Origin of the sequence: Janthinobacterium rivuli (assembly GCF_029690045.1) — a bacterium.
GTDB classification, from domain to species: Bacteria; Pseudomonadota; Gammaproteobacteria; order Burkholderiales; family Burkholderiaceae_D; genus Janthinobacterium; species Janthinobacterium rivuli.
This window is the reverse complement of the sequence record NZ_CP121464.1, coordinates 5964777-5990254: the sequence shown is the minus strand read 5'-3', so window position 1 is coordinate 5990254 and position 25478 is coordinate 5964777. Positions and strand designations below refer to the sequence as shown.

The following is a 25478-nucleotide window of genomic DNA, read 5'->3' as shown; positions in this document are numbered from 1 at the left end:
ACAGCGAAAATGCGTACACTCTTTTATACATTTGCTACCACTTCGGGCCGGCAGGCGCTCTGTCGCTGCGCCACCCAGGTGCGCATCGCTCGAACAGGCAAGCGGCATGGTGCCGCGCCTTCGGATTGCAATATCTTTACTCGGTTGTCATGGTAATTCTGAACTGGACCTGGTGGCGTCATCCTGGCCCCCTGCGCCGCCCCGCGCGCGGCGCTGGCCGCCGCTCTCTCCGCTTGGGCTGGTTATTGCTGCTTCTTGGCGTGCTGTGCGCCGATGCGCGGGCACAGGTGCCGGGGGAGCTGGAACGCCAGGTCAAGGCCGCGTATCTGTACAAGTTTGCCGGCTTTGTCGAATGGCCCGACGGCAGCTTTGCCCGGCCCGAATCTCCGCTGGTGATCGGCGTGGCGGGCGCCGATGCGCTGGCCGAGCAGCTCGAACAGAGCGTGGCCGGGCATAGCGTCAACGGCCGCGCCGTGCAGGTGAAAAAAGTGCGCCGTGGCGAAACGCTGGCCGGGCTGCACGTGCTGTACCTGGGCGCGCTGGAGAAACCGGCGCTGCAGGAGATGCTGGCCGCCAGCCGTGGCCTGGCGTTGTTGACGGTGTCCGATTCGGATGAGGTCTACGCGATGGGCAGCATGATCAATTTTGTAATGGCCGAAGACAAGGTCCGCTTCGACGTGGCCTTGAAACCCGTGGCGCAGGCGCATATCCGCATCAGCGCGCGCATGCTGCTGGCCGCCTACCGCGTGCAGACGGGAGGCGCCTAGATGATCAGACTGCGTTCCATCCGCCACAAGCTGATGTCGGTGGTCTTGCTGACGACCCTGGTGGCCCTCGTCATTTCGCTGGGCACCATCGTCGTCTATGACTTGCGCGCCTACCACCGCAACCTGGTGGCCGACATCAGTACCCAGGCCGAGCTGCTGGGGCACATGAGTTCGGCCGCGCTGGCCTTCGACGACGAGCGTCTGGCGCTGGAAAACCTCAACCTGATGCGCATCCGCCCGCGCGTGACGGCCGGCGCCCTGTACAAGGCCGATGGCAGCCTGTTCGCCAGCTACCGCGCGAATGAGCGTGTGGGCGAGCTGCCGGCGAAGGTGGGCAAGGAAGGCGAAAACATCGCCGGCAGTTCGGTGGAGCTGTTCAAGCCCATCGTCGACAATGGCGAACTGCTGGGCACCGTGTATTTGCGCGCCGACTACGAGCTGGCCGGCCGCACGGCCGACTACCTGGCCATCGCCCTGGGCGTGACGGTACTGGCGCTGCTGGTGGCCTTGCTGCTGCTGCGCCGGCTTGATTTCGTCATCACGCAACCGATCCTCGATATCGCCGACGTGGCGCGCGAAGTGATTGAAACGGGCGACTATTCGCGCCGCGCGCGCAAGCTCAGCGTCGACGAAGTGGCGCAACTGGTCGATTCCTTCAACAAGATGCTGGCCGAGATCGAGCTGCGCACGCAGGCGCTGGAGCGCTCGAACGGCGAACTGGCGCGCGAAGGCGAGCAGCGCACCCAGGCGCAGCAGGAAGTCATGCGCCTGAACCAGGAGCTGGAAGTGCGCGTGCACGAGCGCACGGTGCAGCTGGAAATGACGAATGGCGAACTGGCCATGGCAATGGAAGAGGCGCGCAGCGCCAACTATGCCAAGTCGGCCTTCTTGTCCTCGATGAGCCATGAATTGCGCACGCCGCTCAACGCCATCCTGGGCTTCGCGCAAATCCTCAGTTCCGACCGCCTGCCGTCGACCCTGGAGCAAAAGAAGGAGTTCGCCGGGCATATCCTGAAATCGGGGCGCCATTTGTTGACATTGATCAATGAAATCCTCGACCTGGCCAAGGTGGAATCGGGCACCGTCAGCCTGTCGCTGGAACCCGTGGGCCTGGACGCCATCTTGCAGGAATGCCGCGACATGATCGCGCCGCTGGCCAGCCAGCGCGGCATCGGCATGGCCTTCCCCGATGCCTGCCCCCTGAACGTACTGGCCGACCGCACGCGCCTCAAGCAAATCCTGTTGAACCTGCTGTCGAATGCGCTCAAGTACAACCGCGAGCGGGGGCAGGTGGCCATCGATTGCGTGCCGCAAGCGGGCGGGCGGGTGCGCATCAGCGTGCGCGACACGGGCGTGGGCCTCGACGGCGAACAGGTGGCGCTGCTGTTCCAGCCCTTCAACCGGCTGGGGCAGGAAGGCGGCACGGAAGAAGGCAGCGGCATCGGCCTGGTGGTCACCAAGCGCCTGGTGGAGCTGATGGATGGCAGCATCGGCGTTTCCAGCGCGCCCGGCGAGGGCAGCACCTTCTGGATCGAGCTGCGCGTGGTCGATGCCTTGCCCGCACCCGCCACGCTGGCCTTGCCGCGGCCGGACCTGGCCGGCGCGCTGCTCGAGCACAGCGCGCCCGTGACCTTGCTGTACGTGGAAGACAATCCCGCCAACTTGACCCTGGTCGAGGAAATCGTGCGCTACTGCCCGCAATTGCAGCTGCTGACGGCCACGGATGGTCGCCTGGGCGTGGAAATGGCGCGTACACATTTGCCGCAGCTGATCCTGATGGACATCAACCTGCCGCACGTGAATGGCACGGACGCGCTGAAACTGCTGCGTGCCGATCCGCGCACGGCGCACATTCCCGTCATCGCCCTGACGGCCAACGCCATGCCGGGCGACGTCGAGCGCAGCCTGGCGCTGGGCTTCTACCGCTATCTGACCAAGCCGATCAACCTCGATGAATTTACCGAGGCGATCAACAGCACCCTGGCCTACGTGGCGCAGCAGCGCCGGCAGAAGGGAACCGGCGCGCCATGATCAGCCAGGCCGATATCTATGCGGCGAAAATTCTCATCGTCGACGACCAGGAAGTCAATCTGCGCCTGCTCGAGCATTTGCTGCACAGCGGCGGCTACACGGCCATCACCAGCACCCTCGACGCGCACGCCGTGGCCGGCCTGCACCAGCGCCACCAGTTCGACCTGATCATCCTCGACCTGGTGATGCCGGGCATGAGCGGCTACGAGGTGATGGATACCTTGCGCCCGCTGGAACTGGAAGGCTATTTGCCCGTGCTGGTGATCGCCGCCGACCCGGACGCCAAGCTGGCGGCGCTGGAAGCGGGCGCGCGCGACTTCATCAGTAAACCGTTCGATGCGCTCGAGGTGCTCACGCGCATCCGCAACATGCTCGAAGTGCGGCTGCTGCACCGCGCCGCGCGCCACTACAACACCCTGCTCGAACGCACGGTAGGCCAGCGCACGGCGGAACTGCAGCGCTTTCGCGGCGCCATGGACGCCACCACCGACGCCATCTTCCTCGTCGACGTGGTGGGCATGACCCTGGTCGACGTCAACGATGGCGCGTGCCGCCTGCTCGGCTATGCGCGCACCGAACTGCTGGCGCTGGCCCCTGGCACCTTGCTGCCGTCGCCGCCGGCCCCGCCGCTGGCCGCGATGCCCGGCGGCCCGGCCCACCTGGCCACGGAAGTGACGGAATGCGAACTGGTGCGGCGCGACCTGAGCCTGATCCCCGTGGAGCTGGGCTGGCACTGGTATGCGCAGGCGCCCGTGGGGGGAGGGCAGGGCACGGGCGGCCTGCTGCTGATCGCCGTGGCGCGCGACATCAGCGAGCGGCGTCAGGCGCAGGAGCGCCTCAAGCACCTGGCCCATTACGATGGCTTGACGGGGCTGCCGAACCGCAGCCTGTTTTACCAGACCCTGGCCCAGGCCGTCGAACTGGCGCAAGAGAAAAGCTGGCGCATCGTGGTGCTGTTCATCGCGCTCGACCGTTTTAAAAGCATCAACGACACCCTGGGGGCGGCGCTGGGCGACGAATTGCTGCGCCAGTTCAGCAACCGCCTGGTCGAATGCGTGCGCCTGCGCGACACGGTGGGGCGATTGGGCAACGACGAATTCGCGTTGATACTCACCATGAGCCGCAACCAGCAGGAAGCCGTGGCCGTGGCCAACCAGGTGCGCGAAGCCTTGCGCGCGCCATTCGATTTGCGCGGCCATCCGGCCACCCTGACGGCCAGCATCGGCATCGCCATGTATCCGGACGACGCCACCGACCCGGAAACCCTGATCAAATACGCGAATACGGCCATGGGCGGCGCCAAGCAGGCGGGACGCGACGGCTACCGCTTTTTCACGGCCGGCATGAACGTGCAGGTGCTGGCGCGCCTGGACCTGGAACTGGCGCTGCGCCATGCGCTCGAACACGAGCAGTTCATCCTCTACTATCAACCGAAGGTGGATTTGCGCACGGGCCGCATCAGCGGCGTCGAAGCGCTGCTGCGCTGGCGCCGTCCCGGCTACGGCCTGGTGGCGCCGGCCGAATTCGTGCCGGTGCTGGAAGACACGGGGCTGATCGTGCGCGTGGGCGCCTGGGTGATCCAGGCCGCCTGCCGCCAGATCGCCGAGTGGCGCGACAGCGAAGTGGGACCCGTGCACGTGGCCGTGAATGTGTCGAGCCGCCAGTTTGCCGAAGGCGACCTGGAAGGCGAGGTGACGCGCGCGCTGGCGCAGCACAATGTAGCGCCGGAATTGCTGGAACTGGAACTGACGGAAACGGCGCTGATGTCGAACGCCGAGCGCACCATCGTCGTGCTGGGCAAACTGAAAAAAATCGGCGTGAAGGTGGCCATTGACGATTTCGGCACCGGTTATTCGAGCCTCGCGTATCTGCAGCGCTTCCCCATCGACAAGCTGAAAATCGACATCGCCTTCGTGCGCAACATCACCAGCAATCCGAACGATGCGGCCATCGCGCTGGCCATCGTCAGCATGGCGCACAGCCTGAAACTGAGCGTCGTGGCCGAGGGCGTGGAATCGCGTCCGCAGCTCGAATACCTGCGGCGCAACCGCTGCGACGAAATCCAGGGTTTCTATTTCAGCCGCGCCCTGCCGGCGCTGGAACTGGGACAGATGATCGTCGCCGGCGCCGGCCTGCCGCCCGGCCACGACCCGGCCGCGCAGCCGGCGCAAACGCTGCTCATCGTCGACGACGACGTCAACGTGCTGTCGTCATTGCACCGCCTGTTCCGTCCCGAGGGTTACCAGATCCTCACGGCCAGCACGCCGGCCGAAGGCTTTGAAATGCTGGCCCTGCACCGGGTCCACGTGATCGTCTGCGACCAGCGCATGCCGAGCATGAGCGGCACGGAATTTCTCAGTAAAGTAAAAGAGCTGTACCCGGAAACCATCCGCATCATCCTGTCCGGCTACACGGGTCTCGAAGCCGTGCTCGACTCGATCAACCGCGGCGCCATCTATCGTTTTTATACGAAACCGTGGGACGACACCCAGCTGCGCGACAACATCCGCCTGGCTTTTCAACACTACTGGATGGTGAACCAGCCGGGGCTGGCGCGGGTGGCGGTGCGTTAGCTCAATCGCTGAAGTGGTCGAAAGAGCTCAAGGCCAGATCCAGCGGCTGCCCCTTTGCATCCACCAGCCGCAGGCCCGCATGCGCCTCGATGCTGCCCACGCGCGTGACTGGTGTGGCGCAGCTGGCCGCCAGCGCGGCGATGGCGTCGCGCGACGTGGCGGGCGCCGTGAAGCACAATTCATAATCGTCGCCGCCGGCGGCCGTGTAGCGGCGGCGCAGTTGCATGTCTTGCCGCGCCAGCACGGGGCCGGCGGGCAGGGCGTCGACGTCGACGGTGGCGCCTACTTGCGACGCTTTTAATATGTGGCCCAAATCTCCCACCAGGCCGTCCGAAATGTCGATGGCCGCATGCGCGAGGCCCGCTTCGGCCAGCGCGCAGCCGAGCGCCACGCGCGGCGTCGGCATGTGCATGCGCGCGCCAACAGTGGCCAGGTCGGCTGGCGCCAGCTCCTGTTCCATGCGGTAGCCAGCCAGCGCCAGTCGCGCGTCGCCCAGGGTGCCGCTGACCCAGATATCGTCGCCCACCACGGCCGCGCCGCGGCGCAGGGCCTGGCCCGGCGCCAGTTCACCGAACACGGTGATGCAGATATTCAAAGGACCCTTGGTGGTGTCGCCGCCGATGAGTTCGCAATTAAACGCGTCGGCCAGCGCAAACAGGCCGTCGGCAAAGCCAGCCAGCCAGGCGCGCTCCGCCTGCGGCAGCGCCAGGGCCAAGGTGAATGCCACGGGGCGCGCACCCATGGCGGCCAGGTCGGACAAATTCACGGCCAGGCTTTTGTGACCGAGCATGCGGGCGTCGGCGCCGGCAAAGAAGTGCCGGCTCTCGACCAGCATGTCCGACGAGATGGCGATCTGCTTGCCGGCGCCGGGCGTCATCAGCGCGCAATCGTCGCCGATGCCCAGGGTGGCGCGGCCGGGGCGCTGGCGCACGAAATAGTGTTTGATCAGGTCGAATTCGGAAAGCGCGTCGTGTGGGGCCATGGCGTGGTCAGTTCGTTGAATGAGGGTGTGGCCCGGCTATTATAGGCTGGCCTACAATACGGGTCTTTTCCACTGCCGAGCAACCTGCCATGCCCATTCTCGATATTCACGACCTGCTGCAATCCTGGCTCGACCATGGCTGCTTGCGCGACCCGCAAGCCGTCGGCCTGGCCTCCTTCGAGGCGCAGGAACTGGTGGCGTGGGGCTTCGACGCCATCAGCGACGGCGGCCAGCTGTGCCTGTACGAGGACGAGCGCCTGTTCCGCAGGGGCAAGCGGTCTGTGCAGGCGTCGTTCAAGGCGTATCTGCAGCGCGGCCAGCTGGGCGCGAATGGCCTGGACCTCGGCTATCAGGTGCACCTGGCCGGTTTCCTGCGCGCGGCGCGGCAGCCCTTGCCGGCGTTTCGCGTGCTGCTGGAACAGGGCGGACGCAGCGGCGCCTTGCTGTTTGAGAATGGCCTGGTGCTGCAGTTTGCCGCCAACTTGCGCGGCAAGCCCCGCCATTACTATCTGACCCTGGTCGAGGGGCACGTGGCCGACGCCCAGCTTCCCGACCGCGACAGCGATATTGACTTGCGCGCGGCCAGCGTGGGCCATGTCCAGGCCCTGTACGACAGCCGCGACCCTGCCGAACTGCAGCGCCTGGCCCGGCGCGGCAATGCGGCGCTGCGCGAGCTGGCGCACCTGCTTTCCTAAATTTTCTTCGCCTGCGCCATGCCGTGCAGCAGCTTGGCCAGCAACTGGTCGAGCTGGCGCTGCTCCTCCGAGTTCAAAGCCGAGAGCATGGCGCGCTCGTTCTCCACGTGCAGCAGCACCAGCTTTTCTATCAGTTCCAACCCCTTTTGCGTCAGGGCCACCAGCACGCCGCGCCGGTCCGTCGGGTGCTTCTGGCGTTCGATCCAGCCGGCCGCTTCCAGGCGGTCGATGCGGTTGGTCATGCCGCCCGAGGACAGCATGGCCGCTTCGTACAGGGCCGTCGGCGTCAAGCTGTAGGGCGCGCCCGAGCGGCGCAAGGTCGCCAGCACGTCGAATTCGCCCGGTTGCAAGCCGTGTTCGGCGAACAGCGGGTTGAGCCAGTCGCGTGCCATCAGCTGCGCCACCGTGCCCAATTGGCCCACCAGCTGCATGGCGCGCGTATCCATCTGCGGCAGCTCGCGTTGCCATTGTGCGGCGGCAAATTGCGCGCGCGTGTGTTCTTGCGGGGTAGTTGTCATCGGGCATCCATTTATCTCGACCTCAAGATAGATTTCTATCTTTATGTTAAGATACTTTTCATCGAGTCATATTTGATGACGCATTAAACCATGTGCCTCCCAGCGAGGCAAGGACTATCCCATGCCTTCCACACGCCCTGCCGCTTCCCCTTCTTCAACGTCTTCGGCCTTGCTGGTGGCCGCCATCATCTTGCTGGGGCTGAACCTGCGCCCCATCCTTGCCGCCATCGGTCCCTTGCTCGACAGCATCCAGGCCAGCACGGGCCTCAGCAATGCTGACGCGGGCTTGCTGACCACGGTGCCCGTGTTCGCCATGGGCTTGTGCGCGCTGGCGGGCGCGCAGTTGCAGCGCCGGCTCGGCGTGGCGCGCGGCATTAGCTTGGGCATCGCCATCATCGCCGCCGCCTGCGCGCTGCGCTGGCCCTTGCACGGCAGCGGCGGCCTGATCGCCACGGCGGCCCTGGGCGGCCTGGGCATCGCGCTGGTGCAGGCGCTGCTACCGGCCTTCATCAAGCGCCATTTTCCCGAGCGGGCCGGCCAGCTGATGGGCTTTTATACAACGGGCATCATGGGCGGCGCGGCCATTGCCGCCGCGTCCGCTTCACCGTTGGCGCAATCGCTGGGCTGGCAGGCGCTGCTGGCCCTGTGGGCGCTGCCCGCCGTGGCCGCCGCGCTGCTGTGGCGCCGCGCATCGGCCGCGCGCGTGGAGGTGTCCGGCGGCGCGGGCGCCAGCCTGCCCGTGGGCAGCCCACGCGCCTGGCTGCTGATGGTGTTTTTCGGCATCGGCACGGGCGCCTACACCTTGGTGCTGGCCTGGCTGCCGCCGTTTTATACGGAGCTGGGCTGGAGCGCGGCCGACAGCGGCTTGCTGCTCGGCGCCTTGACCCTGGTGGAAGTGCTGGCGGGACTGGTGATTTCCAGCGTCATCCACCGCTTCCCCGACCGCCGCATCCTGTTATTGTCCGTATTGTTGTCCGTGCTGACCGGCCTGGCTTGCCTGATCGTGGCGCCCGTGCAACTGGCCATTCCTGCTGTGATATTGCTGGGCTGCGGCATCGGTTCGCTGTTCCCCCTGTCGCTGATCGTCAGCATGGACCACGTGCGTGACCCGGCCGGCGCCGGCGCGCTGCTCGGTTTTGTGCAGGGCGGCGGCTACATCATCGCCAGCAGCATGCCGTTCATTGCCGGCCTGATCCGCCAGCATTCGTCCAGCCTGGCCCAGGCGTGGATGGTGATGGCGGGCGGCGTGGTGCTGTTGCTGCTGATCGCCGTGCGCTTCGCGCCCGGTGCGCGGTTGGCGTCGCCAGCGGCAAAAATCGCGTAGGCTGTCGGCTTGTCCTTGATAGAAAGATCCGCCATGGCTGACCATCCCGCCACGCCGCCATCCCTGCTGCCCGCCAACCGCCGCATCGTGCTGTCCGGCGAGGATGCGCTGCGCATCCTGCGCGAGATCGAATTCCTGCTGCAGTCGCTGCATCACATCGGCCGCCATTATTATCCCGATGGCGACGATGACGGCGCCGATGCCGAGCGGCGCGCGCGGTATTGCGCGGAAACGACGCGCTTCATCGATGCGCAGCAAGCGACGACGCGTCTGGCGCTGATGCGCCGCATTTTGTCCGCGCCCTTCGACGACACCTTGGGCGCGGACGACATGGACGATATCGAGCGCGCCGTCGCCGCGCTGCCGCTGTGGCGCGCCTCCGATGATCCATCACAAAACTAATTGAAATATAAAATTTGATAGTTTTTCCTGTTCAGGACGTTTGTGTCGCCGGACGGCCTTACAATGCTAGGTTATGCGTTTTCGTGATATCAGACTGTGGCTAGCGGAAAATACCTAGCTAATTGAAAGAATCGGTCTGATAAAATCCGGAACACCCGATCGACCAAACAGGAAGGCAGCACAGCATGGATTCGTCATCTGATAAAAAAGAAGAATTGCGTCAACAATTGCGCTTGGCCGCACTCGAGTATCACGAGTGCCCGCGCCCCGGCAAAATCAGCGTGACGCCGACCAAACAACTGACCAACCAGCGCGACCTGGCACTGGCCTACTCGCCAGGCGTGGCGGCACCGTGCGAAGAAATCGTCATCGATCCGGCGAATGCTTATAAATATACGGCGCGCGGCAATCTGGTGGCCGTCATCACCAACGGCACGGCCGTGCTGGGACTGGGCAACATCGGTCCGCTGGCCGCCAAGCCGGTGATGGAAGGCAAGGGCGTGCTGTTCAAGAAATTCGCCGGCATCGACGTCTTCGACATCGAAATCAACGAGATGGATCCCGACAAACTGGTCGACATCATCGCTTCGCTGGAACCGACCTTCGGCGGCGTGAACCTGGAAGACATCAAGGCGCCCGAGTGCTTCTACATCGAGCGCCAGCTGCGCGACCGCATGAAGATTCCCGTCTTCCATGACGACCAGCACGGCACCGCCATCATCGTCGGCGCGGCCATCCTGAACGGCCTGAAAGCCGTCGGCAAGAAAATCGAAGACTGCAAGCTGGTCGTGTCGGGCGCGGGCGCCGCGGCGCTGGCCTGCCTGGACCTGATCGTCGACCTGGGCTTCCCGCTGAAAAATATCTATGTCACCGACCTGGCCGGCGTCGTCTACAAGGGCCGCACGGAACTGATGGATCCGGACAAGGAACGCTTCGCGCAAGACACGCCGCTGCGCACCCTGGCCGAGATCATCCCGGACGCCGACATTTTCCTCGGCGTTTCCGCCGGCGGCGTGCTCAAGCAAGACATGGTGCGCAAGATGGCGCCGAACCCCTTGATCCTGGCGCTGGCCAATCCGAATCCGGAAATCCTGCCGGAAGAAGTCAAGGCCGTGCGCAGCGATGCCATCATCGCCACGGGCCGTTCGGACTATCCGAACCAGGTCAACAACGTGCTGTGCTTCCCGTACATCTTCCGCGGTGCCCTCGATTGCGGCGCGACGACGATCACGCGCGAAATGGAAATCGCCGTGGTGCACGCGATCGCCGACCTGGCGCATGCCGAGCAGTCGGACATCGTGGCCACCACGTATGGCATCAGCAACCTGTCGTTCGGTCCTGAATACCTGATCCCGATGCCGTTCGACCCGCGCTTGCTGATCAAGATCGCGCCAGCCGTGGCCAAGGCGGCCGAGGATTCCGGCGTCGCCACGCGTCCGATCAAGGACTTGCAAGCGTACGCGGACAGCCTGCAGCAATTCGTCTACCGCAGCGGCACCTTCATGAAGCCGCTGTTCCTGATGGCCAAATCCACGCCGGCCGAACTCAAACGCATCGTCTACGCCGAAGGCGAAGAAGAGCGCGTGCTGCGCGCCGTGCAAGTGGTGGTCGATGAAAAACTGGCGCGTCCTATCCTGGTCGGCCGTCCACCGGTGCTCGAAGCGCGCATCCAGAAGTTCGGCCTGCGCCTGAAGCAAGGCGTCGACTTCGACGTCATCAACCCGGACTTCGACGAGCGCTATCGCGATTACTGGAACACGTATTATGCGATGACGAGCCGCAAGGGCGTCACCGAGGAATACGCGAAGCTGGAAATGCGCCGCCGCCACACCCTGATCGGTTCGATGATGATCCATAAGGGCGACGCCGACGGCATGATCTGCGGCACCTTCGGCACCACCCAGCTGCACCTGAAATACATCGACCAGGTGCTGGGTAAGCGCGCCGGCAGCAACGTGTATGCCGCCATGAACGTGCTGATCATGCCGGAGCGTCAGCTGGTGATGGTCGACACGCACGTCAATGAAAACCCGGACGCCGAGCAGCTGGCCGAGATCACCATCATGGCCGCCGAAGAGATGACCCGCTTTGGTTTGTCGCCGCGCGCGGCCCTGCTGTCGCACTCGAACTTCGGTTCCAGCGACAGCGCCTCGGCGCAAAAGATGCGCGCCGCCCTGGCCATCGTCAAGGAACGTGCGCCGGACCTGGAAATCGACGGCGAAATGCACGGCGATACGGCCCTCGACAGCAAGCTGCGTCAAAAACTGATGCCCAATTCGGCACTGAAGAACGACGCCAACCTGCTCGTCATGCCGAACATCGAATCGGCCAACATCGCCTACAACCTGGTGAAAACGGCGGCCGGCAACGGCATCGCCGTGGGCCCGATCCTGCTCGGCTGCGCCAAACCCGTGCACATTCTGACGCCATCGGCCACCGTGCGCCGCATCGTCAACATGACGGCGCTGTGCGTGGTCGACGCCGTGGCACAGCGCAAAGCCTAAGCGCTAGCTGCACATGAAAAGCCGCGCCATCCGCAAGGAGGCGCGGCTTTTTTACATGGGTGGCACGGGCAGGGCCGTGGCCGGATGGCGGCGCAGGTAATAGTGGCGGTACAACATGATCTCGCCCCACACCAGCAGCAGCGCGGCCAGCGCGAGCAGGCCCAGCGTGATCTTGAGCGAATTGAAATAGGCGCCGGCCTGGCGTTTGACGGCGTCGATGAAAATCATCGGCACTGATTTGTCGAGTTTGCTGAAATCGGCCTGGCGCGCCACATCGGTGGTCAGGCGCACTGCCAGGTCGGTGCCCAGACTGGCCAGGTCGCCCGTCGCCTGGCCACGGAAACCGGCGCCCTTGAGCGCTTCGCCCAGCACAGTTGCCCTGGCGATCAGCTGTTCCTGCAGCACCTGCGTCAGCAGCACGCTGCCGCGACGCAAGATGAATTCATTGATCCAGCGCGCCTTGCTGCGTTCCCAGTAACTGCCGGATGTCGGCCGGTAATACATGTCTTGCACGAAGGGTTCGATCAGGCTGCGCATGCTGATAGCCTGGCCCGGGGCGATCAGCTTGACCTGCTGTTCCAGGTAGACGCGCAGCGCCGGCATCTGCGCTTCGACCACCGGCTGCAGGTCGCGCTCAAGGGCCTGGTTGACGACGCGGTGCACGCTGTGTACGGCGCCAAACCCGCCACCGAGGAGCGGCAGCGCGATGAGGATCAACACATAGCTGAGCTTGGCGGCCACATGCCAGGCGGGCGGACGGCGCACCAGCAGGCATTTTCTGGCCAGCTGGTAGCAGATGCCGAGCGCCAGCACAAAGCCGATCACGCCATACAGCAGCATCCACGGCAGGACTGTCCACAGCAGGTCGCTGCCGAACGGCGCCAGGGTGCTACTCCAGTTAAGCAGTTGTTGCTTCATGTACATTGCCTTGAGGTAAGTAATCAGGCAATTATAGCTATTTAGCAAATAAACATGGCGCGCTTGACGTCAATGCGCCATCAGCACCGGTACCGTCATTTGGCGCAAGATCGTTTCCGTCACGCCGCCGAGTAACATTTCGCGGAAGCGCGCGTGGCCGTAGCCGCCCATTACCAGCAAGTCCGCATGCACTTCGGCGGTCATGGCCAGCAGCGCCGCGCCGATGTCGCCCGTGGTGGTGGCCGAACGCACTTCGACGGGCACGCCATGGCGGCTCAGGTAGGCGGCGATGTCGGCGCCCGGGTGGCGCGCCGGCTGCGCGTGGCCGGCCGGCGGGTGCAGCAGGGCCAGCACCACCAGGCGCGCCGCGCGCAAGAGGGGCAAGGCGTGGCCGATGGCGCGCGTCGCTTCCATGCTGCCATCCCAGGCCACCACGACGGTGTTGTCCACTTGCGCGAACTGGCCGCTGCGCGGCACGATCAGCACGGGACGGGCCGCGTTCAGCATCACGTAGGGCACCAGGTCGCTCATGGCGCCGGGCAGGGCTTCGCTGTCGTCGTGCTGGCTGAGCACCGTCAGGTCGCTGTAGCGGGCGCTGACGGCCATGCCGCCATCTTCATCGTCTTCGATCAGGCGCCGTTCCAGCGAGGCGGCGCCGGCCTGGCGCGCCAGCGTTTCAAACTGGGCCAGCGCCTGTTCCGCCTGCCCGTGCAGGGCTGAAATCTGCGCCGCCACGGCGCCGCCGCGCATGCCGCGGTTGTTTTCCACGTAAAAGCGCGACAGGCCCGTCATGGCCGCGCCGATCAGGTGCGCCTGGTGCGCGTGCGCCAGCCGCGCCGCGATGGCGATGCGCTGCGGCGCATGGCGCGACAGGTCGGCGTGGACGAGGATGGATTTATAGGCCATGGTGTCATTCGCTAGTCAGGATGGCAACAAGGCTAGAACGGCAACAGGGGCAAGTCCAGCATTGCCGTGCTGGCGGACGTTTTTCTTATGCTGGGCTTGATATGGGTCAAAAAAATACGGGCCGTGGCCATCTGCAAGGCCACAGCCAGGAAATTGCGAGCTGTTTGATGCGCGTCAAAATGCCTGGCCCGCAGCCAGCCATAATGGCATTGAACTCCTTGCTCTTCCAGTGGTCTGCATCGGCGCCGGCGCCATCTGTCCGGCACTTGTTTGTGTGACGCAACAACGCTGGCCGTGGCGGGAGTTCACTCTTCAAGCCTGCGCCTGGTGTTCGGCTTTCTCCGCCCAGCGCAGCCGGATGGCGTCGATGGCGGGCAGTTCCTGCACAAACAGTTCGACCAGCCGCGCATCGAAATGGCTGCCTTGTTGCGCTTGCAGATAGCCCACGGCGTCCGTCACCGACCACGCGCGCTTGTACGGGCGCACCGAGGTCAGCGCGTCGAAGACGTCGGCCACGGCGACGATGCGCCCGGCCAGCGGAATCGCTTCGCCCGCCAAGCCGTCCGGATAACCGCTGCCATCCCATTTTTCATGGTGCGACAGGGCGATTGCGCGCGCCAGCGCCAGCATGCCGCCTTCGGCATGTTCGCCGATGATGTCGCCGCCGATGCGCGCATGCGTCTGCATGATGGCCCATTCCTCCGCGTCGAGCTTGCCCGGCTTTTGCAGGATGCGGTCGGGGATGCCGATCTTGCCCACATCGTGCATGGGCGCCGCGTGCAGCAGGTCGTCCGCGGCGGCCTCGTCCATGCCGGCGGCCACGCCCAGCAGGCGCGCGTAATGGCTCATGCGGATCACGTGCAAGCCTGTTTCATTGTCCTTGTATTCGGCCGCCAGACCCAGGCGCTGGACGATCTGCAGCCGCGTTTCCTTCAATTCATCGATGCGCACCAGCGACAGGTGCGTGCGCACGCGGGCGCGCACGATGGCAGGGCTGAGCGGTTTGGTGATGTAATCGACGGCGCCCGCTTCGAAACCGCTGAGTTCGTCGCGCATGTCGTTCAGGGCCGTGACGAAAATGACGGGGATGGCGGCCGTCAGCGGCGCCGCTTTCAGCTGGCGGCAGGTGTCGTGGCCGCTCATGCCGGGCATCATCACGTCGAGCAGGATCAGCGCCGGGCGTTCCTGCTGCGCCAGTGCCAGCGCCCGCGCGCCATCCTTGGCGAACAGCAGCGCGTAGTCGTTCTGCAAGATCTGGCGCAGCAGCTGCAAATTGGTCGCCTCATCGTCGACGACGAGAATCACGGGCCGGGCGGATACATTCATGGGGACTCCGGGGCGTAGGTGTGCAGCAAGTCGTGCAGCAGCGACTGCGCCAGGGGGAAATCAAAGTCGTCGATGGCGTGCAACAGCGGCGCCAGTGCCTCCGCTTGCGCGCCCATGGCGTGCTGCAACTGTGCTTGCGCCGCGTCATCGAGTTCGCCGCGCCGCAAGGCGTTTAATAGTGCACTGGCCGCTTGCCGGGCGGCGGGCGCGTCGATGGCTGCCGCTGCTGTCGTCGCCAGCAAGGCAGGCGGCGCCAGCCGGGCGATGGCGGCCAGGGCCGCCGGCCATTGCGTCAGCAGGGCGCCCAGCGTTGCGTCGAGCTGTTGTGCCGTGGCGGGGCCGGGGCTGGCGCAGCATTGCTCCAGCGCCGCCAGGCTGGCGGCCAGTTGCTCCAGGCCGAGGTTGGCCGCCACGCCGCGCAGTTGGTGGCTCTGAGGCAAGAGCGTTGCATGCTCGCGCGCCTCGATGGCAGCCAGCAGGGCCGGCGGCAGACGTGGATGCTCGATTCCGAAACGGGCCAGCGCCGCGCGGTAGGCGCCGTCGTTGCCGGCCCAGCGCTGCAGGGCGCCCGCATGGTGCAGCACCCGTCCGCCAGCGGGCGCCGGCGCGTGGCTGGCGTCGGCCGGGTCCGCCGCCAGGCCCAGCACGCGGGCGATTTCCTGCGACAGCGCCTGCCATTCGACGGGTTTTGTTGCGAAACCGTCCATGCCGGCCGCGCGCGCCGCCTTGCGGTGCGCATCGAGCACGCTGGCCGTCATGGCGATCACGGGCACGCGCGGGCGGCCATCGCGCAGGGCGGCGGCGCGGATGGCTTGCGTGGCGGCGAGGCCATCCATGTGCGGCATTTGCAAGTCCAGCAGCAGCACGTCGAAGTCGTCCTGCTGCGCCAGTTGCAGGGCTTGCGCGCCATCGCCGGCCGTGATCACCGTGTGGCCGCGCTTGCCCAATAGCAAGCTCAGCAGCTCCAGGTTTTGCGGCACGTCGTCGGCCGCCAGCACGCGCAGGGGCGGTAGGCGCACGCTGCGGCGTTCGCTGGCGGGCAGCGCCGCCTGGCGTGCCGGCAACAAGGGCAGCATGACGTGGAACACGCTGCCGTGCGGCAAGGCGGCGTCGGCCCAGATGCGCCCCTGCATCAGCGTCACCAGCTGCCGGCTGATGGTGGTGCCCAGGCCCGTGCCGCCAAAGCGCCGCGTGGTCGAGGCGTCGGCCTGCACGAACGGATCAAAAATGGCGTCGCGCCGTTCCGCGGGGATGCCGATGCCGCTGTCCTGCACCAGCAGGTGCAGCTGGCCATCCTTGAGGCGCGCCGTCAGGCTGACGCCGCCGCCGGGCGTGAACTTGATGGCGTTGTCGAGCAGGTTGCCCAGCACTTGCCGCATGCGCAATTCGTCGCCATGCAGCACGGCCGGCAGTTGCGGGTCGTACTGCACCTCCATGCGCAAGCCTTTGGCGCGCGCGTGGATGCCATACGTGGACGCCAGTTCATCGACCAGCGCCAGCAGGCTGTAGTCGCGCAATTCCAGCGCCACGGCTCCCTTGTCCAGTTTGGCCGTGTCGAGCACTTCGTTGAGCAGGCGCAACAGCGAGCGGCCGGACTGGCGCACGGTGTCGAGGTGGCGCCGCTGCTCCGGCGCCAGCGGCGAGTCGAGCAGCACATCCGTGAAACCGAGTATGGAATTCATCGGCGTGCGGATTTCATGGCTCATGTTGGCGACAAAGCTGGCCCGCGTGGCGGCCGCCAGCTCCGCTTTTTCCTTGGCCATGCGCAAGTCTTCCTCCATTTGCCGGCGTTCGCTGATGTCGAGGATGACGCCGTCGACCCAGCGCACGGCGCCGGCCGCATCGTGCACGACGGTGCCCCGCTCCCACAGCCAGCGCGCCGTGCCGTCGGCATGCAGCAAGCGGTATTCGAGCAGGTAGGGCTCGCCGCTGGCGACGCTGCGGTTGAAGACGTCGATGACGTAGGCGCGCTCTTCGCTGGCGATCAGTCCCGTGATGCTGCGGCGCGGCGCCGCGCCGAGAAAATCGGCGGGCGGATAGCCGGTGACGGCTTCCACGCCATCGCTGATGAACAGCATGGGCTGGTTTTCCGCCGTGGTGCAGCGAAAGGCGATGCCGGGAATATTGCCGATCAGCGAGCGCAACTGCTGCTCGCTTTCGCGCAGGGCGGCCAGCATGGCGCGCCTTTCGCTGATGTCCGTAATGAACAGCACATATAAATCCTGGTCGGCCAGGCGCGCGCTGGCCATCGAGCGCTGCACGGCGACCGGGGCGCCATCCTTGCGCAGGTAGACGATTTCCTCGCTGGTATGGACCGCGTCGCCTTCGCCCGTGCGCAGGTAGTGCAGCAGGCCGTGCTGTTCCGACTGGCGCACGTCGCTGACCAGCACGCTGACATGGCGGCCGACAATTTCCGCCGAGCGCCAGCCGAGGATGCGCTCGGCGGCGCCGTTGAAGTCGACGATGTTGCCGTGGCGGTCGATGGTGATGACGCCGTCAACCGTGCTCGTCAGCAGGGAACGGGTCCAGTGTTCGCTCTGGTTCAGGTGGCGAAACAGCTCGCGGTAGCGCAAGATGCCCACGGCCGAGGCGACCAGGATGGTCAGGGCGATGGTCAGCAGGGTCACGCTGATCACCAGCATGGGCCGGTTGGCATCGGCATCATTGCCAGGGGGAATCGTCCCCACGAAGCGGGCCGCCTGCATGCCCATGTAGTGCATGCCGGTAATCGCGCACCCCATGACGCAGGCGCTGATCAGCGTGCGCTGCGCTGCGACTATGCGGCTGCTCCAGCCGCGCAGGCCGAAACGTATCCACAGGGCCAGGGTGGCCAGCGCCACGGCAACGGCAAGCGACAGCGCAAACAGCAGCGGATCGTAGCGCAGCGACAGGCCCATGCGCATGGCGTGCATGCCCGTGTAATGCATGGCGCCGATGCCCAGGCCCACCAGCAGGCCGCTCCCGAGCAGCAGCGGCGCCGTGACGGCGCGCCGGCTGATGGTGGCCAGGGCCACGAACGAGGCCGCCACGCTGGGCACGATGGACAGCAGGGTCAGGCCCGGATCGTAGGCGACGCTGGTGCCCAGCTCGAAGGCCAGCATGCCGATGAAATGCATGGCCCACACGCCGCAGCCCAGCGCCAGGCTGCCGGCCAGCAGGCACAGCAAGTGCAAGCGGCGGCTGATGCTTGCCTGCGCGCGGCTGTACGCCGTCATCTGGAAAGCCATCCACGACGTGAAAATGGCGATCACGAGCGACAGCAGCACGAGGCCCGGCGCATGCTGGCCATGGTGCAACTGGGCCGGATCGGCGGGAAGGTGGAACAGGTGCTGGACGCTGGCAGGTATCATCGTAGGAAGCAGGTGACGCGTGTGGCGCTGGCGTGTGCGCCTGCCGCCACGGCGGGTGATCGATGCGGATTACCTTACCAGATTTCCGGAAACAAATATCTTAATTGTAATTATTTTCCCTGTCGTGCAAGCCATTCCCAAGCGGGATAAGCGGGGCGCTCACCTTGTCGTGCCCGTGGAATGGCGGTGCTGACGAGGAAATTGCCATCAGGAATTGTGTGGTTTTTTTGCAAGGTGCGACGCCTTGCCATGCGTCATGCTACATTCGCGTCCTGTTTTTTCTGAAAGGATGACTATGCCTTTAAGTAACAACTTCTTGCCGCATAATCAGCAAGCCTGGGATGCCCAGGCTGCACAGAACAGCCCATGGTCGCAGCCTGTCGACAGCGCCACCATCGCCGCGGCGCGTGCCGGGCAGTGGCAAATTCATTTGACGCCCGGCTCCTTGCCGGCCGGCTGGCTGGGCGAGGTGCATGGCAAGCGTATCCTGTGCCTGGCCGGCGCCGGCGGGCAGCAGGCGCCCGTGCTGGCGGCCGCCGGCGCGCACGTGACCGTGTTCGATTTGTCCGGGCAGCAACTGGCGAAAGACCGCATGGTGGCTGAACGTGACGGCTTGCAGCTGGCCACCGTGCAGGGCGACATGCGCGACCTGAGCCGCTTTGCCGATGCCAGTTTCGATGTCATCGTCCATCCTGTATCGAACCAGTACGTGCCCGACATCGGCCCCGTATGGCGCGAATGCGCGCGCGTGCTGGCCGACGGCGGCGTGCTGTTGAGCAGTTTTTTCAATCCGGCCGTGTTCATCGGCGACCGCGACCCGCAATGGGCACAGCAGGGCTTGATACGGCCCCGCTTCGTGCTGCCGTATTCGGATCTGGAGGATATGGACGCCGATGCGCTGGCATCGCGCATGGAGAAGGGCGAAGCGCTGATCTTCGGTCACGGGCTGGACAGCCAGATCGGCGGCCAGCTGGCGGCGGGCTTCGTGCTGGCGGGGTATCACGAGGGAATGCATCCGCACCCGCGCTTTGAAATTGAAAAATACTTGCCCAGCTTTATCGCCACGCGCGCCATCAGGCAGGCGCGCGCGGTGTAGTGCTTATCAGTTGTACGGCTGCAAATCGAGCCACACGGCATATGACAGGCGCTTGCCATTCCACAGTCCGCCGCCGCGGATGACGGCGTCGCACGAGGTCAGTTGGCCCACCAGGTCCATGCGGCCCAGGTTGCGGCGCAGGCGCAGCGCGTCGTTGTGCGACAGGTAGCCGACCAGCAGGCCATCGATGAAGACGGCGATGGCCTTGTCCTGGAACGGGTTGGCATCGTCGCAGACGAGCAGGGCCAGGCATTTCTCTTCCGCATTGCCGGGACCGTGCTCGCCGGCCAGTTTGGCGATGGCGCTCTGGTACATCGCTTCGTTTTCCACTTCCGACGCAAAGCGTCCCTCGTCGCTCCAGTGATGCGCGGGGGCGCCCGCAGGAATCGCCGGCACGTACTGGCGCACCGAGACGAGCGGCTTGTGCAGCGGTTTGACGGGCGTGCGGCCGCTGAAGACGTAGTACAGCAGGGCGATGACGATCACGATGGCAAGCAGGTAAAGCATGGTATCTCTCTGATTTCTAAGGGGGAGCCGGGATCGCGGGCGCGCCGTGCGGCGTTGCCGCTACTATAGCAAGTTCGCCGCCCGGTTCCGCGTAAATCTGGCCATGATTTGCCGCCGGCGCCGCAGCGCCAGCGGGTCGTTCAGCACGATGGGCGAGGCGCCCGTCAGGCCCGAATAGTACTGGCCATGCTGGCGCAGGACGATGGCATAGTCGCGCGGCGCGTGGCCGTGCGCCAGCATGCGTGCGTCGCAATCGACTTCGATGGCAAAGCGCAGCCGGTGCAACTGCCACCACAGGGGCAGATTCCACGGCATGAGAATAATCAAGGCGTACGCCAGGGCCAGCAGCAGCGGATCGCGCGCGGCCAGCCGGCATTGCGCGTGCGCCAGCAGCAGCGCCTGTTGCTGCGGCGAAATCAGTTGCAGCCAGACGGGCATCACGATGCGCGGCCGCAGCAGCCCCGCCACGCAGGGACCGATGCCGCCGCTCAAGTACACGGGCGTACCCAGCAACGATGTTTTCTGCCAGCGCCGCTGGTGCGACAGCAGCCAGACGCTGCGCAGCGCCAACAGCAACAGCATGCCGCTGGATAAGACAAACCAGCCCAGCTTCAGCTGCGCCTGTTCCGCCGGCATGGCCGCCAGCACGCCGGGCAGCCACGCCAGCGGCAAGATGGCGGACGCGGCGATGGCCGCCAGCCACAGCCAGCGCGTCGTGCGCCCGTGCCGCTGCAGCAGGCGCTCGGCGCGCCAGGCGGCGGCGCTCAACAGCAGCGCCAGCGCCATGCTGGCAGCCAGCCAGGCCGGCACTAGCGTACCAGCGCCATGCCGACGGAGGCGGGCGCCGTGTGCTTGAAACCGAATTGCGCATACAGTTCTTGCGCCTGGCCATCGGCGATCAGGCTGACATACGCGCTTTGCGGCACCTCCGTCTCGATGAATTGCATGATCTCGCGCATGATGCGCTTGCCCAGGCCCTTGCCCTGATGGGCCGGCAGCACGGCGATATCGGTGACCTGGAAGAAGCAGCCGCCGTCGCCGATGATGCGTCCGATCCCCACCACCTCGTCGCCATGCAGGATTTGCACGGCAAACAGGGAATTCGGCAAGCCCTTGGCCGCCGCCGCCGTGCTTTTCGCGCTCATGCCGGCGGCCACGCGCAGGTGCTGGTAGGTGGCGATGGAGGGGATGGCCAGGCGGGTGGTGTAGGGCGATGCTGCGGTCAAGGCGGTCTCCTGTGCAATATGGATGGAATGACCATTATAGGGGCACGCTTTATTCGCCGCGCGCTATGTCGTCCGCGCCGCTTTTGCGCTATGGTGGCGTCATCCATCTATTTGTTGAAAGCACGCCATGTCCGCAGGATTTACCGCCACCGAGTTGTCCGTCATTCATGAAGACGACGCCCTGATCACCACCCTGGCCGCGCCAGCCGGCAAAGGCGAGCCCGTCTACCTGATGCTGCAGCGCGCCGACGAGTATGACGAGCAGGACGTGGCCATGGGCATGGACGAACCGTACATCGAATACTGCGGCCAGGAATTTGCGTGGTACGGCCACATGCACGCCGTCATCCTGCACCCGAACCGTTTGTCCGTGCAGATGGATGCCGAGGCCGCCATGCAGATGGATGACGACGGCCAGATCGACGTGCGCTTCAACTTGACGCCCGAGCGCTACGCCCAGCTGCAGCAGGCGCTGCGCACCACGTTCGAAGGCTGCGATTATTATCGCGAGGAGCGTTGATTTGCGCGCCGCTTTCGGCCTAGCGCATAAAGCTGGATCAAGCGCTGCTTCCTGGCTTGCTGCCCGGTTCCCATGATTGGGCGCCGCCGCCTTGCGCTTTGACGTGGGCTGGCAAGGCGTAGAGCACTACGACGGCATGCCTGGCGGGCGCAAGCGCAATTACGTGCGTTCAGGCTGGCTGGAGAGGCTACGTGCGTACCCGGCGTCATCACTGGATAGGGGAGATGCTGGAAAAATGGCCAGTGTCTCGCATGTTGTTCAATATGTGATCGCCTAAACGGTTGGAGAAATGCGTTTCATCCCAAAACGTCGGCATGGCGTCGTTGCTGTTTTCAGCAAGGGGACTCAAATCGCCACGTTCTTCATAATCGAGCACAGTTACGTGGAATTGCGATGCGACCGAGGTCATGTCCTTTTTCCATTTTGCAGCTTGTGGCGATAACCCCCCCTCCTGCATACGAATTTGCCATCGGGGGCTGACAGGTAAAGCCAGCAAAATGACCTCGGTTTGTCTGGCTTGCGCCAGCCTGAAGATATCCGACAGGTCCTTGATATCGGCAGCATTTTCTACGTTGCGTTCACAAGGGCTGGTCACCATCTGAAACATACGGTTGTAGCGTGATTCATATGTTTCCATTCTTCCGGCACGCGTCGCCCCCTTGCTAGGGTCATCATGGTAGCGTCCTTGTGCATCAAAGTAAGCATCGAAGGAACGGCGTGGAAGCAGATTGATTTTCAGGGTTGTGTAGCTTTGCAGGAGGGCATCCTTGGGCGAAAAGTATTGTAGCGGGGATGCGAGTTTATACCTCGTCATATTGTCATTTTTTGCGTTGCAAGCATTCGAAGTCAGGAAATTAATTTCCAAATAGAATTTTTTAATATGTGTTTGCTGGCTGATGGTAAAAATCAGCTCCTTGGCGCTCGATAGTGGCAGTGCATCGAGACCCGCCACCTGGACTTTACCTCCGTATAAGTGAGAGGCGAATGCCTCGTTGAATCCGCGCCTGACTCTCGAAGAGCCGAGAATCAGCACGTCAGGGGTGTGCAGCCGGCTGCGCAAGATGGCCGCGCCTGGCTGACTGGCGGCGGAGATCTCCGGCCTGATCGCAATGAGCTTGTCGTCCATCTGCTGTCGCCAAATGGCATAAGGATCCATCATGAAAATGAATCCTGCAAGGAGTAGTGTCAACCCGCTGGCAACGAAAAAAATGCAGGCGAAAAAGTGCCTGACGGGAATTTCATGATTAAAAGCCCGCATATTTGAATTCCTTCAGGCCTGACAAATTGATAAGGGCAAGGCAAAGTGCAATGGCCACCGCCGCTGCCCACGCCAGGCTTGGTCTCCAAGCCAGCGTGCTTGTGGTGGATTTTTTCAGTTGCACGCTCCATGCGGGTAATTCCTTGGTCATCAGGTCAATCAACGAAGGGGCAAACCAGTTGAAGATAATGGCGGCGAGGATAAGGATTGGGCTGAGGAAACTAATTGGCCAAACGGAACCGTTTCCGGCACCTAGTAAACCGAGCATGATGCTGCTGGCTTGATGCCAGTCCCGCGTGGCCCACAGGCTGACGGAAAATCCGATGGCCGCCAGCGTCAACGCCCTGCCGGCCCAGTGCTGGAGCCAGCCGCCCTTGCGCGAGACGATATTCCAGCGCCGCAATGCATGGTTCCCGGTGACCAGCAGCCCTTGATAAATGCCAAAGATGAGCAACGGAACCGTGGCGCCGTGCCAGATGGCGACGGCCATCATGACCACGAACAGGGCCGCATAATGACGCCACACCTGGCGTTTTTTGGTCAGCGGGCGGTACAGGTAGTCGCGCATGAAGGCGCCCAATGTTACATGCCAGCGGGTCCAGAACTCGACTGGGCTGGAAGACTTGAACGGTGCATGGAAATTGACGGGCAGGTGAATGCCGAACATCCTGCTGATGCCCATGGCCATTTCCGAATAGCCGCAAAAGTCGTAATACGTTTCAAACAGGAAGCCCAGGCAAGCGATCCAAGTCTCGATGAGGCCGATGGGGTCGCCTTGCCCCGCGCGCAGGAAGACGTCGCTTTGCGCATGGAGGAAGAGGGGAGAAACGCAGGACTTTTTGAACAGCCCCATGGCGAATAGCGTCAGGCCGACAGCGTAGTCGCGCGGTGCAGGGCGCAGGGCCGAGGTCGCGCCCGGCGCGGCCATGAATTGCGGCAGCATGTCCTTGTGCGATAGCAGGGGCCCGGCAGGCAGGTGGGGAAACCAGGCCACGAAGAGCGCGTATTCGAGCGGATTGGTGCTGCGGGCTTGCCCACGCGCCGTATCGACCAGGAAGGCGATTTGCGTAAATGTAAAATACGAGATACCCAGCGGGAGAGCCGGAATTGCGGTCCCGGGCACGACAAAGAACTTCGCGTACTTATATAAGGCGAGAAAGCATAAGTTCCCCGCGATGGCCAGCGCCAGGTAGCTGGTCTTCTCGCGGTTTTTAGCGATGACGCCGGCGAGCACCCAGTTGGCGCCCATGGATGCACAGAACAGCAACAGGTTGTGCGCATCGTTGAGATAATAAAAAACCAGGGAAATCAGCAGCGGCAGCAGCAGATGAAGCTGGTTTTTTGAGATCAGGCGCCGGTAGGCATACGCGGAGACAGGCAGGAAGGCCAGGGTAAACCAGTACGAGGTAAAACTCATCGCATTACAGGCGTACCGTGGCCGATTGGTCGGCGTTCAAAAACAGATGGGCCCAGATTTCCCGTACTTCCAGCCATTTGGCCAGCTCTTCCGGGTTTCTGACGGCTTGGCGGATGCGTGACAGATAGGTCGATTGTCCCATTGCATAAGCGCGGCAATTGCTGCAATCGATATTCGAACTGCAGCACTTGCCCTTGCCCGGTTGATGGTCGACATGCACATGCACTTGTTTGGTGATGCGAAAACCGCAGTTCTTGGCGATTTTGGTGACGGGGTCGATGTCGTAGAGCTTGTCGCCCGTGACCCAGTCGTCATAATGCAGGGAATATTGCACCGTGTCCGGATAGGCCAGCATGGCGCGCACGATTTCCGCACGTGCATGGGCAAAATCGGCTGGCGTCAGGGCCAGGTTCTGCGTGGCGCTACTGATGCGGAAATATGCCTTGTCGTTATCCACCTTGTTTTCCAGCTTGTCGAGATAGCGGGTGGTCGGGCTGAAGTAGCTGAAGGTGAGCGGTAGGCCATGACTGTTGGCAAGCTTTGCCATGGTCATGATCTGATTGATATTCAGGGAAGTAATGGTGAACACGCAGACGGCCCGAGGGTCGTCGCGGTAATTGTTCATGGCCTTGGTCAGCACGTCGCCGGCACGCAATGAACTGCCGATTTCATCAACGCCCCAGGATGAAATATGGATGCGGTAAAAGATATCGTCGGGCAAGCGTATCGTGCCATTCGTAAACACAATACCGTGCGGAATGTATTTCTGGGCCGCCCGCAGCCTGTCGGGCACCAGGCTCGGTTCCGCGCCCGCCATGTAGGCCAGCGTCACGCCGCGCGCCGCATCGGCGGCAAACAGGGCATCCCATTCGGCAAGCGAACGGCTGTCTTCGTGACCTTCGTTTTCTTCGCCCTCGAAGAAAAGGCATCCCTCGCAGCGCAAATTGCATTTGGACGCCACATCGTAGTTAGCCGCCTTGAGCGTGCCCAAGCGGGCATTGAGTTCGCGAAAATATGCAAGGTTGTCGTGGTTCGTGGCGGATGCAAGTTCAGATAGGGAATTCATAATGAGCGGATTTCAGTTCGGGTCATGTATGGCGAATAATGCCTCTGGTTCCGGGAGACATTGTGGTAGTGCGAGTGGAAGTCGCGAGAAGT

21 protein-coding genes are annotated in these 25478 nt (G+C 63.9%); 9 read left to right on the top strand and 12 right to left on the bottom strand.

What is annotated here, in order from left to right:
• Window positions 1-149: 149 nt before the first annotated feature.
• The 3 genes from P9875_RS27155 to P9875_RS27145 are packed head-to-tail and all read left to right on the top strand — an operon-like array spanning window position 150 to window position 5371.
• Complete coding sequence (locus P9875_RS27155) at window positions 150-767, top strand: YfiR family protein (protein WP_158301069.1); 618 nt, start codon at window positions 150-152, stop codon at window positions 765-767.
• Entirely contained in the window at window positions 768-2798 is a 2031-nt protein-coding gene (locus P9875_RS27150) for an ATP-binding protein (RefSeq protein ID WP_278317131.1), read from the top strand.
• Complete coding sequence (locus P9875_RS27145) at window positions 2795-5371, top strand: EAL domain-containing protein (protein ID WP_278317130.1); 2577 nt, start codon at window positions 2795-2797, stop codon at window positions 5369-5371. The genes P9875_RS27150 and P9875_RS27145 overlap by 4 nt, the downstream gene beginning before the upstream one ends.
• A gap of 1 nt (window position 5372) precedes the next feature.
• Here P9875_RS27145 and thiL read toward each other — a convergent pair whose 3' ends face one another.
• The gene (gene thiL / locus P9875_RS27140; protein ID WP_278317129.1) at window positions 5373-6353 is read right to left on the bottom strand and encodes a thiamine-phosphate kinase; all 981 of its coding nucleotides are present in this window, start codon (window positions 6351-6353) and stop codon (window positions 5373-5375) included.
• Window positions 6354-6442: 89 nt separating this feature from the next.
• Here thiL and P9875_RS27135 point away from each other — a divergent pair, with 89 nt between their 5' ends.
• A complete protein-coding gene (locus P9875_RS27135; RefSeq protein WP_278317128.1) occupies window positions 6443-7048 on the top strand; it encodes a hypothetical protein in 606 nt (201 codons plus the stop codon).
• Here P9875_RS27135 and P9875_RS27130 read toward each other — a convergent pair.
• Entirely contained in the window at window positions 7045-7566 is a 522-nt protein-coding gene (locus P9875_RS27130; RefSeq protein ID WP_278317127.1) for a MarR family winged helix-turn-helix transcriptional regulator, read from the bottom strand. The two genes, P9875_RS27135 and P9875_RS27130, sit on opposite strands and share 4 nt — an antisense overlap.
• A gap of 121 nt (window positions 7567-7687) precedes the next feature.
• On the opposite strand from P9875_RS27130, the gene P9875_RS27125 reads away from it, so the two are divergent.
• From P9875_RS27125 to P9875_RS27115, 3 genes are all read left to right on the top strand, one after another.
• Window positions 7688-8890, top strand: coding sequence for an MFS transporter (locus P9875_RS27125; RefSeq protein WP_278317126.1), 1203 nt, complete (start codon window positions 7688-7690; stop codon window positions 8888-8890).
• 33 nt (window positions 8891-8923) lie between these two features.
• On the top strand, window positions 8924-9292 hold the full coding sequence (locus P9875_RS27120) for a hypothetical protein (protein WP_278317125.1): 369 nt from the start codon (window positions 8924-8926) through the stop codon (window positions 9290-9292).
• Between the two features lie 185 nt (window positions 9293-9477).
• Complete coding sequence (locus tag P9875_RS27115; protein WP_035822433.1) at window positions 9478-11796, top strand: NADP-dependent malic enzyme; 2319 nt, start codon at window positions 9478-9480, stop codon at window positions 11794-11796.
• Window positions 11797-11847: 51 nt separating this feature from the next.
• Here the strand turns inward: P9875_RS27115 and P9875_RS27110 are convergent, their stop codons facing one another.
• From P9875_RS27110 to P9875_RS27095, 4 genes are all read right to left on the bottom strand, one after another.
• Window positions 11848-12714, bottom strand: a complete 867-nt coding sequence (locus P9875_RS27110) for a hypothetical protein (protein WP_278317124.1) — start codon at window positions 12712-12714, stop codon at window positions 11848-11850.
• Between the two features lie 69 nt (window positions 12715-12783).
• Window positions 12784-13620, bottom strand: coding sequence for a universal stress protein (locus tag P9875_RS27105; RefSeq protein ID WP_278317123.1), 837 nt, complete (start codon window positions 13618-13620; stop codon window positions 12784-12786).
• A gap of 312 nt (window positions 13621-13932) precedes the next feature.
• Window positions 13933-14946: a response regulator gene (locus P9875_RS27100; protein WP_278317122.1), complete on the bottom strand. Its 1014-nt coding sequence runs from the start codon at window positions 14944-14946 to the stop codon at window positions 13933-13935.
• Window positions 14943-18296 (bottom strand): MHYT domain-containing protein, encoded by a 3354-nt coding sequence (locus tag P9875_RS27095; RefSeq protein ID WP_278317121.1) that lies wholly within the window; start codon window positions 18294-18296, stop codon window positions 14943-14945. The genes P9875_RS27100 and P9875_RS27095 overlap by 4 nt, the downstream gene beginning before the upstream one ends.
• Window positions 18297-18585: 289 nt before the next feature.
• On the opposite strand from P9875_RS27095, the gene P9875_RS27090 reads away from it, so the two are divergent.
• A complete protein-coding gene (locus tag P9875_RS27090) occupies window positions 18586-19392 on the top strand; it encodes a class I SAM-dependent methyltransferase (protein ID WP_423221808.1) in 807 nt (268 codons plus the stop codon).
• A gap of 6 nt (window positions 19393-19398) precedes the next feature.
• Here the strand turns inward: P9875_RS27090 and P9875_RS27085 are convergent, their stop codons facing one another.
• The 3 genes from P9875_RS27085 to P9875_RS27075 form a co-directional block, all read right to left on the bottom strand.
• Window positions 19399-19899, bottom strand: coding sequence for a hypothetical protein (locus P9875_RS27085; RefSeq protein ID WP_035822417.1), 501 nt, complete (start codon window positions 19897-19899; stop codon window positions 19399-19401).
• A gap of 63 nt (window positions 19900-19962) precedes the next feature.
• On the bottom strand, window positions 19963-20709 hold the full coding sequence (locus tag P9875_RS27080; protein WP_278317119.1) for a M56 family metallopeptidase: 747 nt from the start codon (window positions 20707-20709) through the stop codon (window positions 19963-19965).
• Entirely contained in the window at window positions 20709-21125 is a 417-nt protein-coding gene (locus P9875_RS27075) for a GNAT family N-acetyltransferase (protein WP_278317118.1), read from the bottom strand. Before P9875_RS27075 ends, P9875_RS27080 begins: the two co-directional genes overlap by 1 nt.
• Before the next feature lie 127 nt (window positions 21126-21252).
• On the opposite strand from P9875_RS27075, the gene P9875_RS27070 reads away from it, so the two are divergent.
• On the top strand, window positions 21253-21645 hold the full coding sequence (locus tag P9875_RS27070; RefSeq protein WP_099762027.1) for an Imm10 family immunity protein: 393 nt from the start codon (window positions 21253-21255) through the stop codon (window positions 21643-21645).
• A gap of 208 nt (window positions 21646-21853) precedes the next feature.
• Here P9875_RS27070 and P9875_RS27065 read toward each other — a convergent pair whose 3' ends face one another.
• Genes P9875_RS27065 through P9875_RS27055 form a run of 3 tightly spaced genes read right to left on the bottom strand, consistent with a single transcriptional unit; the run spans window position 21854 to window position 25386 of the window.
• Window positions 21854-22903 (bottom strand): hypothetical protein, encoded by a 1050-nt coding sequence (locus tag P9875_RS27065; RefSeq protein ID WP_278317117.1) that lies wholly within the window; start codon window positions 22901-22903, stop codon window positions 21854-21856.
• Entirely contained in the window at window positions 22890-24320 is a 1431-nt protein-coding gene (locus P9875_RS27060) for an MBOAT family O-acyltransferase (protein WP_278317116.1), read from the bottom strand. Before P9875_RS27060 ends, P9875_RS27065 begins: the two co-directional genes overlap by 14 nt.
• Window positions 24321-24324: 4 nt before the next feature.
• A complete protein-coding gene (locus P9875_RS27055) occupies window positions 24325-25386 on the bottom strand; it encodes a radical SAM protein (RefSeq protein ID WP_278317115.1) in 1062 nt (353 codons plus the stop codon).
• Window positions 25387-25478: the final 92 nt, after the last annotated feature.

Bases quoted from the DNA above. Each gene is read 5' to 3' on its own strand.
- P9875_RS27145 (WP_278317130.1), top strand. From the start codon at position 2,795: ATGATCAGCCAGGCCGATATCTATGCGGCGAAAATTCTCATCGTCGAC.
- P9875_RS27110 (WP_278317124.1), bottom strand. From the start codon at position 12,714: ATGAAGCAACAACTGCTTAACTGGAGTAGCACCCTGGCGCCGTTCGGC.
- P9875_RS27100 (WP_278317122.1), bottom strand. From the start codon at position 14,946: ATGAATGTATCCGCCCGGCCCGTGATTCTCGTCGTCGACGATGAGGCG.
- P9875_RS27155 (WP_158301069.1), top strand. From the start codon at position 150: ATGGTAATTCTGAACTGGACCTGGTGGCGTCATCCTGGCCCCCTGCGC.
- P9875_RS27070 (WP_099762027.1), top strand. From the start codon at position 21,253: ATGTCCGCAGGATTTACCGCCACCGAGTTGTCCGTCATTCATGAAGAC.
- P9875_RS27060 (WP_278317116.1), bottom strand. From the start codon at position 24,320: ATGAGTTTTACCTCGTACTGGTTTACCCTGGCCTTCCTGCCTGTCTCC.
- P9875_RS27125 (WP_278317126.1), top strand. From the start codon at position 7,688: ATGCCTTCCACACGCCCTGCCGCTTCCCCTTCTTCAACGTCTTCGGCC.
- P9875_RS27130 (WP_278317127.1), bottom strand. From the start codon at position 7,566: ATGACAACTACCCCGCAAGAACACACGCGCGCGCAATTTGCCGCCGCA.
- P9875_RS27095 (WP_278317121.1), bottom strand. From the start codon at position 18,296: ATGATACCTGCCAGCGTCCAGCACCTGTTCCACCTTCCCGCCGATCCG.
- P9875_RS27115 (WP_035822433.1), top strand. From the start codon at position 9,478: ATGGATTCGTCATCTGATAAAAAAGAAGAATTGCGTCAACAATTGCGC.
- thiL (WP_278317129.1), bottom strand. From the start codon at position 6,353: ATGGCCCCACACGACGCGCTTTCCGAATTCGACCTGATCAAACACTAT.
- P9875_RS27065 (WP_278317117.1), bottom strand. From the start codon at position 22,903: ATGCGGGCTTTTAATCATGAAATTCCCGTCAGGCACTTTTTCGCCTGC.
- P9875_RS27055 (WP_278317115.1), bottom strand. From the start codon at position 25,386: ATGAATTCCCTATCTGAACTTGCATCCGCCACGAACCACGACAACCTT.
- P9875_RS27105 (WP_278317123.1), bottom strand. From the start codon at position 13,620: ATGGCCTATAAATCCATCCTCGTCCACGCCGACCTGTCGCGCCATGCG.
- P9875_RS27090 (WP_423221808.1), top strand. From the start codon at position 18,586: ATGACTATGCCTTTAAGTAACAACTTCTTGCCGCATAATCAGCAAGCC.
- P9875_RS27120 (WP_278317125.1), top strand. From the start codon at position 8,924: ATGGCTGACCATCCCGCCACGCCGCCATCCCTGCTGCCCGCCAACCGC.
- P9875_RS27135 (WP_278317128.1), top strand. From the start codon at position 6,443: ATGCCCATTCTCGATATTCACGACCTGCTGCAATCCTGGCTCGACCAT.
- P9875_RS27085 (WP_035822417.1), bottom strand. From the start codon at position 19,899: ATGCTTTACCTGCTTGCCATCGTGATCGTCATCGCCCTGCTGTACTAC.
- P9875_RS27150 (WP_278317131.1), top strand. From the start codon at position 768: ATGATCAGACTGCGTTCCATCCGCCACAAGCTGATGTCGGTGGTCTTG.